Annotated in this window: 14 protein-coding genes; 6 read left to right on the top strand and 8 right to left on the bottom strand. The window is 64.4% G+C overall.

The window, feature by feature from the left end:
* The coding region (locus EN738_RS19870; protein WP_145966882.1) for an adenine deaminase C-terminal domain-containing protein at nt 1–1,053 on the top strand (1,053 nt) is incomplete at its 5' end.
* Between the two features lie 27 nt (nt 1,054–1,080).
* Here the strand turns inward: EN738_RS19870 and EN738_RS19875 are convergent.
* The 4 genes from EN738_RS19875 to EN738_RS19890 all read right to left on the bottom strand — a co-directional run bounded on the left by EN738_RS19875 (nt 1,081) and on the right by EN738_RS19890 (nt 4,963).
* Nucleotides 1,081–2,460 (bottom strand): pyridoxal-dependent decarboxylase, encoded by a 1,380-nt coding sequence (locus EN738_RS19875; protein ID WP_127285193.1) that lies wholly within the window; start codon nt 2,458–2,460, stop codon nt 1,081–1,083.
* 75 nt (nt 2,461–2,535) lie between these two features.
* Nucleotides 2,536–3,264 carry a GNAT family protein gene (locus EN738_RS19880; RefSeq protein ID WP_127285194.1) on the bottom strand — a complete coding sequence of 243 codons (729 nt, stop codon included), beginning with the start codon at nt 3,262–3,264 and terminating at the stop codon, nt 2,536–2,538.
* Between the two features lie 14 nt (nt 3,265–3,278).
* Nucleotides 3,279–4,013 (bottom strand): class I SAM-dependent methyltransferase, encoded by a 735-nt coding sequence (locus tag EN738_RS19885; protein ID WP_187331177.1) that lies wholly within the window; start codon nt 4,011–4,013, stop codon nt 3,279–3,281.
* Nucleotides 4,014–4,045: 32 nt separating this feature from the next.
* On the bottom strand, nt 4,046–4,963 hold the full coding sequence (locus EN738_RS19890) for a 2-dehydropantoate 2-reductase (RefSeq protein ID WP_245478298.1): 918 nt from the start codon (nt 4,961–4,963) through the stop codon (nt 4,046–4,048).
* Between the two features lie 112 nt (nt 4,964–5,075).
* Between EN738_RS19890 and EN738_RS35960 the strand changes: the two genes are divergently transcribed.
* The 3 genes from EN738_RS35960 (at nt 5,076) to EN738_RS19905 (ending at nt 7,877) form a co-directional block, all read left to right on the top strand.
* Complete coding sequence (locus EN738_RS35960) at nt 5,076–5,447, top strand: hypothetical protein (protein WP_127285196.1); 372 nt, start codon at nt 5,076–5,078, stop codon at nt 5,445–5,447.
* A 433-nt stretch (nt 5,448–5,880) separates the two neighbouring features.
* Nucleotides 5,881–7,236 (top strand): sensor histidine kinase, encoded by a 1,356-nt coding sequence (locus EN738_RS19900; protein WP_127285203.1) that lies wholly within the window; start codon nt 5,881–5,883, stop codon nt 7,234–7,236.
* On the top strand, nt 7,233–7,877 hold the full coding sequence (locus tag EN738_RS19905; RefSeq protein ID WP_127285197.1) for a response regulator transcription factor: 645 nt from the start codon (nt 7,233–7,235) through the stop codon (nt 7,875–7,877). Before EN738_RS19900 ends, EN738_RS19905 begins: the two co-directional genes overlap by 4 nt.
* A 129-nt stretch (nt 7,878–8,006) precedes the next feature.
* Here EN738_RS19905 and EN738_RS19910 read toward each other — a convergent pair whose 3' ends face one another.
* Nucleotides 8,007–8,480 (bottom strand): hypothetical protein, encoded by a 474-nt coding sequence (locus EN738_RS19910; RefSeq protein ID WP_127285198.1) that lies wholly within the window; start codon nt 8,478–8,480, stop codon nt 8,007–8,009.
* 519 nt (nt 8,481–8,999) lie between these two features.
* Nucleotides 9,000–9,473 (bottom strand): hypothetical protein, encoded by a 474-nt coding sequence (locus tag EN738_RS19915; protein WP_127285204.1) that lies wholly within the window; start codon nt 9,471–9,473, stop codon nt 9,000–9,002.
* 611 nt (nt 9,474–10,084) lie between these two features.
* Here EN738_RS19915 and EN738_RS19920 point away from each other — a divergent pair.
* Complete coding sequence (locus tag EN738_RS19920; RefSeq protein ID WP_127285199.1) at nt 10,085–10,189, top strand: putative RiPP precursor; 105 nt, start codon at nt 10,085–10,087, stop codon at nt 10,187–10,189.
* Nucleotides 10,190–10,212: 23 nt separating this feature from the next.
* Here the strand turns inward: EN738_RS19920 and EN738_RS19925 are convergent, their stop codons facing one another.
* Nucleotides 10,213–11,100, bottom strand: a complete 888-nt coding sequence (locus tag EN738_RS19925; RefSeq protein WP_127285200.1) for a DMT family transporter — start codon at nt 11,098–11,100, stop codon at nt 10,213–10,215.
* Nucleotides 11,101–11,211: 111 nt separating this feature from the next.
* A complete protein-coding gene (locus tag EN738_RS19930) occupies nt 11,212–11,475 on the bottom strand; it encodes a low affinity iron permease family protein (protein ID WP_348629098.1) in 264 nt (87 codons plus the stop codon).
* A gap of 206 nt (nt 11,476–11,681) precedes the next feature.
* Between EN738_RS19930 and EN738_RS19935 the strand changes: the two genes are divergently transcribed.
* A complete protein-coding gene (locus EN738_RS19935; protein ID WP_320254388.1) occupies nt 11,682–12,677 on the top strand; it encodes a YihY/virulence factor BrkB family protein in 996 nt (331 codons plus the stop codon).
* Nucleotides 12,678–12,984: the final 307 nt, after the last annotated feature.

The raw sequence follows: 12,984 nt of genomic DNA on the forward strand, positions 1-12,984 counted from the left end.
GACCACGAGACCACGACCGCCGCCGAGGCGCGCGAAAAACTCGCCAAGGGGATGGCGATCCTGATCCGCGAGGGCTCGGCCTCCAAGGACCTTGACGCGCTGGCCGAGATCCTCGACGCCGACACGTCGAGCTTCGTCGCGCTCTGCACCGACGACCGCAATCCGCTCGACATCGCCGAGGAGGGCCATCTCGATTCCTCGATCCGGCGGCTGATCGCCAAGGGCCGGCCGCTGCATCACGTCTACCGCGCCGCCAGCCATTCGGCGGCGCGCATCTTCGGCCTCACCGACCGCGGCCTGGTGGCACCCGGCTGGCGGGCCGACATCGCGTTGCTCGACGACCTCGAGGACTGCCGCGTCAGCGACGTCATCGCGGGCGGCCGGCTGGTGAACCCGGCGCTGTTCGAGACGCGGCGGACGGTGGCGCCGGTCGGCCTCGGCTCGGTGAAGGCGAGGCCGGTCACGGCGGACGCCTTCCGTGTCGAGGCCAGGGCCGGCCGCAACCAGACGCCGGTGATCGCGATCAAGCCCGGCCTCATCATCACCTTCCGCGAGGACGCCGCCCTGCCCGTCCTCGACCAGTCCCTGCAGGCCGATCCCGAAGCCGACATCCTCAAGGCCGCCGTGGTCGAGCGCCACGGCAGGAACGGCAATATCGGCAAGGGTTTTGTGCGAGGTATCGGCCTCAAGCGCGGCGCCATCGCCTCCTCGATCGGCCATGACTGCCACAACATCACCGTGGTCGGCGCCACCGACGCCGACATGGCGGTGGCGGTCAACCGGCTTATCGCGATGGGCGGCGGCATGGCGGTGGCCGACAATGGCGTCATCACCGCCGAGCTGGCGCTGCCGCTGGCCGGGCTTATGAGCCTCGACTCCTTCGAGACCGTCACCCATGCACTGCACCAGTTGCGCGAGGCCACACGCGCGATCGGCTGCACGATCCCTGAGCCGTTCCTGCAGGTGGCGTTCCTGGCGCTGCCGGTCATCCCGCATCTCAAGCTGACCGACATGGGCCTGTTCGACGTCGACAGGTTCGGCTTCGTCGAGTGACATTTTGGCCGACTGGCGAACCTTACCTCAGTCGTTAACTTCGCCGGCCGCCGCGATCACCTCCGAGACGATTTCGAGCACATTGCCGTCCGTCGTGCGGTGGTTGACGAAGCACGCCCTGAGCGCGAACTGGTCGCGGACCGTCGCGTTCGACAGATAGACGCGACCGCGGGCATTCACGCGTCTCAGGATCGCCCTGTTGTCCTTGGCACGATGGCGAAAACAGACCGCGCTGAGCGGCACCGGCGCCAGAAGCTCCAGCTCCGGATGCGCCTCGACCGCCTCCGCCAGCAGCCTTGCATGGCGCAGGTCCTCGGCGATCGCGTCGCGAAAGGCGCGGCGCCCGTGATATTGCAGCGACAGCCAAAGCTTCAGTGCGCGGAAACGCCGCGACAGCTCGAACGATTCCTCGAAGAAGGCGAAACCTTCCGTCGGATCCTGACTCAGCAGGCCGACATAGTCGTCGCTGTGCGAAAACGTCTTGCGCGCGATGTCCGGGTGGCGATGCAGCAGGCAGCCGCAGTCCAGCGGCTGATAGAGCCATTTGTGCGCGTCGAGCGAAAGCGAATCCGCCAGCGCCAACGAATTGAGCTGTTGCGGCAGGGCCAGGGCGGCCAGTACGCCATATGCGCCGTCGACATGCAGCCATAGGCCCTCGCGCCCGGCGATGTCGGCGATCTCTGGCAGCGGGTCGATGGCACCGGAGACGATGGTGCCGACCGTGGCGACAATCGCGATCGGGTTTCGTCCGGCCGCGCGATCGGCGGCGATGGCTACCTGGAGGGCATCTGGCCGCATCCGGAACTGATCGTCGACGGGTATCAGGCGCAGGTTCGCCCTGCCGATGCCAATGAGCGCCACCGCCTTCGGAATGGACATGTGCACCTGCTCAGACGCGTAGATCACGCCGCCGCGCACCCCCGTCTCGTTGGCCGGCAGCTTAGCCTCGCGCGCCATCGCCAGCGCCATCAGGTTTGCCGCCGAGCCGCCGCCACAAAGGCTGCCTGTGAACCCGGCGCAGCCGACCGCCTGCGCCAGCCACCCCACGACGGCGTGCTCGATCGACGTCGCCGCCGGAGCCGATCGCCACGAGGCGACGTTCTGATTGAGCACCGAGGCCAGCAACTCTCCCAGCGCCCCGACCGGCTCGCCCGAGCCGAAGACATAAGCGAAGAACCTGCCGGCGGACGGTCGCGCACGCGCGGCGATCAACTCGAAGTCTTTGAGGACGTCGCGGCCCCTGCCCTCCTCGGCCCAGGGCCGCGAGAAAAGCTCGGTCGTCTCTTTGCCGCTGGTCGACGGATAGGCCGGTCGATCGTCAAGCGAGGCCCAGTAGGTCCGGGCGAGGTCCATCGCCTCATCCGCAAGCCGCGACAAGTCCTGGTTGGAGATTTCGAGCGCCCTCATAGGCCTGCCCCCTGCATGCGAAACCGCTGAGTTGATTAGCACGAAACCGGCATCGCTACCGGCAAGGGTTTTCGGTCAGAGCGGCAGCGGCGGATCCGCCGGCTCCCCAGGATCATGGCCGGCAGCCGCACGTATTTCGGTTAGCGACCAGATTTGCCGCCCATCGCGGAAGTTCGCGGGATCGAGCCAGGCCTCGAAGGCGGCGCGGCGGGCCGGCCATTCGCTGGAAAGCATCGAATACATGCAGATGTCGCGCGGCTCGCCCTTCAGGAACAGGCCCTCGCGCAGCATGCCTTCATAGACGAAGCCGAGACGGTCTGCCGCCCTGCGCGAGCGCTGGTTGGTCGAGGTGCAGGTCCATTCCAGCCGCCGGTAGCCGAGATCGTCGAAGACGTGGCGCAGGATGAGATAGAGCGCCTCGGTGGCGAGCCGGGTGCGCTGCAGCGGCGGCGTGTAGAGCACGTAGCCAAGCTCGATGACATGATGCGCGGGCCTTGCCTCCATCAGGCAGAGCCAGCCCAGTGGCCCGCCGTCGAGCCCGTCGACGGCGAAGAAGGCGCGCTTCGGATCCGCCACCAGGGCGGCGACATGCTCGGCGAAAACTCGTTCGGTGGCGAACGGCCCCACCTTCATGTCGATCCAGGTGGCCCGCGTGTGCTCGTCATGCGAGAGCGGATAGAGCCTTGCCGCGTCGCGCGCGGCGTCGAGCGGCCGCAGCCGCCCCCAGCGGCCGACAAGCTCGATTGCCGAGGGAACCGGCGCATCACCCGGTTCAATGTCGTCCGGCTTCAGTTTGGATGCCATGATCGCGCCCTTGGTCAGTTCCAGTACCGGAACATCCTACCCATTCTGTTCGGCATCACGAATATTTCCTCCGCATGGGAAAAGCCGGCTTCGCGCCCCATGCCGAGCCATCTCGCTGCGGTTTCCGGGAAATCGGCCAGAAGCATGTGCCGTTCCATGGCGGCGAACTCCTCGTCGGAGACGGCCGACCATTCATCGCGCAGCAAGGAAAAGCGCGCGAGCCAGGCAGCGCGATCCTCTCCCTCGAACAAAGCGGGCTCCCAGATGACGAACAGGCCCATCCCTCCCAAGGCCCTGCGGACGTTGCGCATCAGCCGGGCCTTGCCCTCGCTCGACAAGTGGTGCAGCGACATGCCGATCCAGATCACGTCGACGGGTTCCGACCACTTCGCCATCGCATGCACGAAATCGCTGCAGCGCAGCTCGACGGGGCAAGGCAGGACATCGAGCTCTCGGGCCGCAAGCCGCAGCGATGCTTCCGACAGATCGATGCCGACATAGTTGCCGATCGTGGTCGTCCTCAACGTCGCGGCCGAGGCGCCGGCATCGCCGCAGGCAATGTCGAGAAACCGGAACGACGCAGGCGCAAGCTCCGTGAGCACGTCGCGCAGCAGGCGATAGACCTCGCGATGGAACATCAGGTTCGCCGCCACGATCCTGCGGTAGGTCTCGAGCTCCTGGTTGAACATATTTTGGGAGCCTGTTGCCTCGCTCCCAGTCGTCACTGGCATGCCTTCGCTCGATGTCATGACGCCCTCCATGGAAGGTCGATGGGATGCCGTTAGGGGACGGCACCTGCTGCGCGGAGATGCAAGGCGCGGAAGACCGCCGTGTGGCCAGGGGTCGCGATGCCGAACTTGATGCCCAGTTCGTGCATCCGCCCGGACAGCCAGGCGACCTCGATCGGTTTCCCTCTTTCGAGATCGTTGGCCATCGACGATTTCACATGCGGGGGGAATGCGGACCATCTGGTCGTGACGCGTCCTTCGAACCCCTCGGCCAGCGGATGGCCGGCCGCTGCGGCAATCGCCATTCCCTCGTCGCGCAGCTGTTCGATGAAGACACGCGCCTCGGGGTCGTCAAGGATCGGACCGATGCCCGAGCGCATCAGCGACGTTCCGCCGGAGAAGGCAGCCAATGTCACGAACTTCTCCCACAGCACATTGTCGATGTCGGCAACCGGCTTCAGCTCCAGCCCGATAGCCCGATCGCATAGCGCCTGAAGATCCTTGATGAGAGGATCGCCATGCCCGCCGACGAGAATGTGAGGCAGCCCGCCGGCGTGGACGACTTCTCCGGGCTGCTTGATGAAGCCGGATAGATAGGTGGCGCCACCAATGACGCTGTCGCCGGGAATATGGCGGCGGAGAATGCCGACGCTGTCGATGCCGTTCTGCAGCGTCACGACGCGCGTTTTCCCGCTGACGAGCGGTCCGAGCGCGCCGGCGGCCTTCTCGCTGTCGTAGAGCTTGACCGCGAAGATCACGAGATCGACGGGACCGATATCGGCCGGCGAGTCGCTCGCGCACACATCGGCCAGAAAGACGTTGCCGATGTCGCTTTGAATCCGCAGGCCGCCCTCGCGCATTGCCTGCAAATGGGCGCCGCGAGCAATGAAGCTGACGTCGCCTCCCGCCTCGGCGAGCCTGGCGCCGACATAGCCGCCGATGCCGCCCGCACCTATCATTGCGATCCGCATGCCGTCCCCTCGACGGCAACCGCCGCCACTGGCCGCGCGAAGCTGCAAATGCTTGCATCGGCGCGATCAATATTAGCATTTCCTTGAGGACCCAGCCAGCCGGACCGGGCGGATGTCCGGCGGCAAGCAGATCGCACCGAGCCATCCGGCGCGGCCAACGGTGAGTGATACCGGCCCACGGGACGTAATTGCACCCAAAAGAAGTCAGGACATGCGCTTGAAAGCCCCAACTCGCGGGGCATATGAAAGATATAGAGAAGTATATGACTCGCTTCCGGGGGTAGCGGTGGCGCGCAATCAGATATCGGACAACAAGCGGCTTTCGGCCTTCGACCTCGACCTTCTGCGCGAGGCTTTCCAGAAATCGGCCCGTGAGCATGGCGTCACGGCGGCCGATTGGGCCGAACATGCCAAGCTGTTCATCGAGCGAACGGCACAAAGCGAACCCGGCAAGGAATTCACTGGGCGAAGCACCCCGCCATAATGGCCGGCGCAGCTTGGGGCTTGGGCTTCGGGGGGCAAGCCGCACCGGCCACTGCGGGTTCGGGTGTCGCACGCCCGCCGCGCCACGGACCCTACAAACATATTAGCAATCACTCAATTAAGCCTGAGTGCGTAGCCCACGAAGGGATGAGCCGGCATGCCAGCCATCGGCCTGTCTCGTCCATTTGACGGACGTCACCTCCCGGGGCTTCCCGAACCGTTTCGCCAGCGCCCGGTGCGGAAGCTGAAGCAGCCCGGAGTGACCGCATTGCGTCGCACCAAGAGACTGCACGATGCCAACGGGTGGCTCCCAGTGGCCCACACCAAGGTCGATGTCGCAAACGCCGGACTAAGTCTATAGTCTTCGCAGCCAGGGGAGAGGTGTGCGATTGTTCGGGACTTTCTTGGGGGGATTTTTGCGGCGATGGGGCAGGTTGTCGCTGGCGCTGCAGTTCTTCATTGCCAGCGGCGTCGGGTTGCTGGCCGCGATGCTGCTGGTCGGGCTTTGGGTGACTTCGCAGATCCGGGACGGCGTCATGCGCAATTCCGCCGCCACCACGGCGCTCTATGTCGACAGCGTGATCGCGCCGCTCTTGCCCGACATGCGCAAGAGCCGCGAGCTCAGCGACACCGTCAAGCGGGCGCTGGACGAGACGCTGGGCCAGGGCGCGCTCGGCAAGCGGCTGGTCTCGTTCAAGCTTTGGCGGCGCGACGGCATGATCCTCTATGCCGACGACGCCGAGCTGATCGGCAAGACCTTCCCGCCCAACCACAACCTGATTTCGGCTTTCGCGGGCAATGTCATGGCCGAATACAACGACCTCGACGACGACCCGGAAGCCGGTGAGGAGAAAACGGTGAACGCGCCGCTGTTCGAGATCTACAATCCGGTGCGCGAACCCTGGTCGGGCGAAGTCGTCGCCGTGTCGGAGTTCTACGAGATCGCCGACGACTTCCAGGAAACGCTGAACGCGGCGCTGTGGTCGACCTGGCTGGTGGTGGCTGGCGCCACGGCGGCGGCATTGGCGCTGTTGTCCGGAATCGTCTTTCGCGGCAGCCGCACCATCGAGACGCAACGCACGGCACTCGAGGCGAAGGTGACGGAATTGCAGTCGGCGCTGTCGCAGAACTCATCGCTGCGCCAGCGCGTGCAGCGGGCCTCGCGCCGCGCCACCGCCATCAATGAACGCTATCTCAGGCGAATCGGCGCCGACTTGCATGACGGGCCGGCTCAGCTTGTGGCGCTGGCCGCGCTCAGGATGGACAGCCCGCTGCTGCTCGATCCAGCCGCCTCGAGCGAATTGCGCGAGGCCGAGATATCGGGCATCCACAAGACGCTCGGCGAAGCGATGCGCGAGATACGCGGCATCTGCAACGGCCTGGTTCTGCCGCAGATCGAGACGCAGGCCGTAGTCGACATCCTGACGTTGGCGGTGAAGGAACACGAGCGGCGCACCAGCAGCAAGGTGGCGCTGACGCTTCCCGGCCGCCTGCCGGAACTCGGCACTTCCGAGAAGATCAGCATTTACCGTTTCGTACAGGAAGGGTTGAATAATGCGTGGCGGCATGGAAAGGGCAAGGATCAGGCGGTGCGGGCCGGCATGAAAGGCGGCAGGCTGATGGTGGAGGTGATGGACGGTGGTCCTGGCTTCGATCCCAGCAGGAGCGAGGGGCTCGGGCTCGCGGGCCTGAGGGAACGCATCGAAAGCATCGGCGGACAGTTCGAAACACTGTCCGGCCCGCAAGGCACGCGATTGGTGATCACACTATCTGTCGAGGAGCAGCCGTGACCGCATCCATCCGTATCGCCATTGTCGACGACCATCCGCTGTTTCGCGAGGGCGTGGCGCGCAGCCTCGGCGAGATCGGCGGGTTCGCGGTGGTCGGCGAAGGCGCCAGCGCCGACGACGCCGAAAGGCTGGTGCAGACGACCGCACCCGACATCCTGCTGCTCGACATCAGCATGCCGGGCGGCGGGCTCAACGCCGCGGCCCGGATCCTGTCCGGCCACCCCGGGCAGAAAATCGTCATGCTGACAGTGTCGGAAACCAATGCCGATGTCGCCCAGGCACTCAACACCGGCGTGCGCGGCTATGTGCTGAAGGGCGTCGGCTCCAAGACGCTGGCCGAAATCCTCGGCGAGGTCGCGGCTGGCCAGAGCTATGTCTCGCCGACGCTGTCGGCGAGGCTGCTGTCGGACCTTTTGCAGCCGGCGAGCCGCAAGCCCGACCCGCTCAGCCAGCTCACCGGCCGCGAGGCTGAGATCCTGCGGCTGGTGGCGGAGGGCCTCAGCAACAAGGAGGTCGCCGCCAGGCTGTCGTTGCAGGAAAAGACGGTCAAGCATCACATGACCAGGGTGCTGGCCAAGCTCAACGTGCGCAACCGCACGGAGGCGGCGCTACTGATGCATGAGGCGAAGGAGAAGAATTAGGTTGGTGAATGGTGAATGGATAGGCGCCAACACTATTCACCATTCACCCATTCACTATCTATTCACAAAAGTCACCCCCGCCCTCAGGACGGGGGTGCGTGAGGGACAGAAAGGGGTAGCTCCCTGCCCTCACAAGCCCAGCAGGCGCGCCAGATCCTCGGGCGTCGCCTGGCGCTCGACGATGGTTCGGCCAAGAGCATCCTCCATCTCGAAACGGCCGTTCCGGATTTCTTCCTTCATGCCGTCGGGATGGACGACCTTGATTGTGTCGCCATCGATTTCGACCTTGTCTCCGGTCGCCGCGTTGACGTGGCTGTTGTGGCTGGCGCTGTTGCCGCGGTTGCCGTTGTTGTTGCCTGAGTTGTTGTTACCGCTGTTATTGTTGCTGTTGCCGCCGCCGGAGCTTGAATTGCCGCCGCCGTTGCCGTTGCCGCCACCGTTCCCATTGCCGCCATTGCCGTTGCCGGCATCGGCATAGGCCAATGCAGGAACGATCCTGGCGGCGCCATAGAGCTTGACGTGGCAAGGCGCGATCGTCAGCGCCAGCACCGTCGAGGCCCCCAGGACAAGCCGGCTCAGCCGGTTCAAGGACAGTGTGAGCATCTCCTCTCCCTGCCGGTCTTCTCTCCGGTCTGGCAGACCGCGGCCGGCATGATTGAGAAGAGGAGAGCATCCATGCATGGGCACGCGCGCGAAAGCGGCCCACGACCCTTGCCCTGCCGGTTCGGACCTTTTTTACGCCTCTGCCGGACCTATGTCGCAATGCCGGCGCAATGCGACCGGCGCGACGAACGGCAACGCCAGGACGCGGCAGGGTTGCGGCGCGTTAACCAAACCTCTTGGAAAGCGCAACGCAATTCTCTAAGACTATAGCGCGCGTGAAAAATGCGGGGACCGCGCCAACGAGCCGCGATGCGCCAAGGGTTGCCCTGCGGGAATGCAAGGCGGACCCCAAAAAAATACCCCCGCCAGAAGGCGGGGGCAAGGTGAGCAACGAAAGTCCTGTCAACCGATGATCAAGGACTGAAGAGACGAAGCAAAAGGTGGCAACCTGATTTTGCAGCGCTGACCTTCGGTCCCGAAACGATCACTTCCAGATAGAACCTCGCTCTCACAAACCGTTCAAAAACTCTTCAGCCGCGCCACATCGGCAGCGGTTGCCCTTCTATCGACGATGGTGCGCCCGAGCGCGTCCTCCATCCTGAAGCGGCCGTTTTCGATTTCTTCCGTCATTCCGTTGGGGTGCGTGACCCTGATGCTCTTGCCGTCGACTTCGACCTTGTCGCCGGTTACGGCGTTGACATGATCGACAGTGGCATTCTCGCCGGTGCCTTTGCTGTTACCCTTGCCGTTGCCGCCGGCGTTGCTGTTGCCGCTGTTTCCGTTGCTGCTGCCGCCGCCGCTATTACCGTTCCCGTTGCCGCCGCTATTGCCGCCGCCGTTGCCGTTTCCGCCGCCATTGCCATTGCCGCCCTTGCCGGCTTGGGCCTTGGAAGCGACGGGACCGTCGATCGAGAGATGAAAAGGTGCGATAGTCAACGCCAGCGCCGCCAGCGCCCGCAAGACCAGCCTGCAGCCCATGCGCGGTACGCGCATCCCATTCTCCCCATGCCGGTCAACCGGCCCGAACCCAGCCGAAACCCCAACGGCATTGTCGATGCGAAAACATTCACAAATCGCAACGCCTTGCGGAAGTGGCCCACGACCCATGTCTTGACGATTCGGACTTTTGCACAAACGACGTCAGACCAAAGTCCTAGTTCAACCTCGGGATGTAGTCCTGCGAAGGCTCCCGCAAGCCGCAACGCCGCACCAACCCGGGCCCGGCGATCGACGAGTCAGGGCACTCGTTCGGCAACCATCGACCGTTTTCGGCGCTAGCGACCACCGGGCGTCCGGCAACGAATAAAGCCGGGCGACACCGACCTGGCCGAAATCGCCGGACAGCTAGCCGCCGACGGCCTGACCGCCTGAAAGCCATAGAGGCAAGGCTGCATGCCGAGCATTTCAGCCAGAGGCATATCCGCGGCCCGAGCCTTGAAACCCCGCAACCTTGCTGGCAAAAGTAGACATAAAAACAATTGCTTAATTGCAACTGCTGAAGCAGCCTAAGCGCAAGTCTGACTTGGCCAGCCGGGCAAGGCGAGCCGGAAGTTGACAGGCTCGATTGGTCTGGCAAACTCGCTCGACAGTTTTTGGAGTGTGGGATGAGCAAGAAAACCTACGCAAAGCCCGAGCTCGTCAAGAAGGACAAGCTCTCGCAGGTCACCGCGGTCAATGGCGGTTCCGTGATCATCAACGGGGCCGGCTGACAAAGCCAGCAACAAGCCGATATCTAGGCTGGCGACGGCACCGGCGGCCTTGCCGTGATCGCCGTGCCGAAAGCGGCGAGGATTACAGCCGCTATGCCCGCGCATTGCAGTGCGGTCAGACGTTCGTGCAGGAAAAGGAAGCCGATCAGCGCGCCCAGCGCCGGCTCCAGGCACGCCATCATGCCATAGACCCTGGCCGGTATCCTGGTCAGCGCCATCATCTCCAGCCAGAACGGCAGCGCGCAAGAGAGCAGACCGACTATGACGGCCAGCGCCAGCACATGCGGCTCGGCGATCTTGGGTACGATGTCGGTCAGGCCGAAGGGCAGCGACAGGGCGGCGGCGATCGCCATGCCCCAGGCCGTGGTGCGGCCGCCGAGCTCGGCGCCGGCCTTCTGCGCGAAGACGATGTAAAGCGCCCAGCACCCGCCGGCGGCAAGTGCCAGCAGCACGCCTATCGGATCGAGCGCCTGGCGCACATCGGCGAAGGGTGACAGAAGCACGACACCGGCCAGCGCCAGCGCCACCCAGGCCAGATCCCTTGCCCGGTGCGACGTCAGCGTCGCGACCAGCAGCGGGCCGGTGAATTCGAGCGCCACGCAGATACCGAGGGGGATCCTGGTGAGCGCGGCATAGAAGAGAAGGTTCATGAAGCAGAGCGTGACGCCATAGGCGATGAGCCAGGGCAACACCGCGCGGGAGGGCCTTACCCGCCAGGGCCTGAGCACCATCGCCAGCATCAGCGCGCCGGCGACGAGCCTCAACGTCGTCGTGCCCTGGGCGCCGACGACCGGAAACAGGCCCTTGGCGAAGGCAGCGCCCACCTGAACCGACAGCATGGCCGCCAGCAGCCCGAGGACGGGCAAGGCGCCGGCTTCGGCTCGCGTTTTGGTGATTGGCGCCGACGTCACGGTTCTCCCCTGCCTCTTGAGCGATGGGCCGGAGATAGGGTCAAAAGGCCTGCCTGTCGTGAGGCACGGACGCATGGTTGATGGGGCAGGATGCCAATCCCCCCAGCGCTGCTAGGCCGCGCCCGATCTGCTCTTGGCGGCGCCGGCTGCCCGTTGCTCGATGGCTTCAAGCTTGGCGGAGATCTCTTCCGGCGAACCGTGCTCGAGGCCGACGACCTCGTTTCTCGCGGCATCCAGCGCCACGATTATCTCGTTGAGCTTGGCCTGCATGGCCGAGGTGTCACGGTAGTTCTGGATCAGCACGACCCCGGTCAAGGCAATGGCCGAAATGGAGAGGATGTAGGTCCCGACCGTCGAACTCGCACGAGGGCGCATGAAAGGGCGGCGGCGAGCATGAGATAGAAGCCCGGCGGCTTCGAAAAGAACTCGGCAAGAAAATAGAGCGGCCGCTCCATGATTGTGTCTCCCATTGTTGCCTTCAATGCCGCAAAGGCAGTTCGGTTGCCTCGGGAACAAAATGGCAGACGGCAGATTGAGGATCAGGCCGGCTGCTTTGCCGGCGTGCCAGGGCGTTCATGTCGATGATCTGGGCTTTGCTGAAAGAGAGCGCGACCGGCTTCGTCAACGACAATGCCTTGAGCCGGGGAGCCGCGCTCGCCTTCTATGCCGCGACCTCGCTGGCGCCGATCCTGCTGATCGTGGTGGCAATCTCAGGGATCGCGATCGGGCACCAGGCGGCGGAACTCGCGCTGTCGGCGCAAATCTCCGGGCTGATGGGCTCACAGAGCGCGGAGCTTTTCCGCGCCACACTGGAGTCGGCGTCGAACCAGACAAGCGGAACATGGGCCGCACTGGCTGGATTGGTGACGCTGATCGCCACCGCATCCGGGGTTTTCGGCGAAATGCAGCTTGCGCTTAACACCATATGGAAAGTCCCGCCGACCGACACGTCCCTGTCGAGGATGGTAAGGGCGCGCGCCGCGAGCCTCGGGCTGGTTGGCGCGTTGGGCTTTCTTTTGCTGGTCTCCCTGATCGCCAGCGCGGCGATCTCGGCGTTGGCGGCGATGCTGAACGCGTATCTTCCATTTGGCGAGACGATAGCCAGCGTGCTCAACACGGTCCTGTCGTTCATTTTGACGGCGGTGCTGTTTGCGGCGATCTACAAGGTCTTGCCGGACAGGTCACTGGCGTGGCGCGATGTCGGCCTGGGCGCACTGGTGACGGCGGCGCTGTTCACGGTCGGCAAATCGGCGATCGGATGGTACCTGGGCGCCAGCACGATCGCCTCATCCTACGGCGCCGCCGGCGGCCTCATCGTCACGCTGCTGTGGGTCTATTATTCCTCGCAGATCTTCCTGTTCGGCGCCGAGCTGACGCGCGCCTATTCGATCCGCCGCGGGACGAGACCGGACTTGGGCCCGGTCGTAGCGCAGGCCGTGGCCGCTGAAAAGGCCGTTGCCGTCGCCGAACCCGAGCAGCCATCTCGCGGCATCACCTGGGTCTCAATCCTGATTTCGGCCTGCGCCGGCTCGATAGTCGCGCTCATGCTCGACCGGGACCGCCGGGCTGATCAATGAACGCGCCGCCAATTCTGTCTCATTGCGAAAGCCGTGCTGAAAGAGGCAAACGGCAGCCGCCGCCTCGCCTCCGTTCTGCGCGACAACATTTGTTATAGCTCGCTCGGCGGCATGCTAGTAGCTTCGGTTCGCACCATATCTTGCTGCGTTGCACAACGTCGCACTGCCCTTGACCCATTCGCCAAGGCAACCATCCGGAAATTATGATCAAATATCAAACAAGCACTCGCACAAGTTGCGCGCAACTTACTCAGAACTAAACCTTGAATACTTATAGACGAAACAGAACAAGCGTCGGATTTCAGCA

Origin of the sequence: Mesorhizobium sp. M4B.F.Ca.ET.017.02.2.1, from assembly GCF_003998955.1 — a bacterium.
In the GTDB taxonomy this organism is placed as follows: Bacteria; Pseudomonadota; Alphaproteobacteria; order Rhizobiales; family Rhizobiaceae; genus Mesorhizobium; species Mesorhizobium abyssinicae.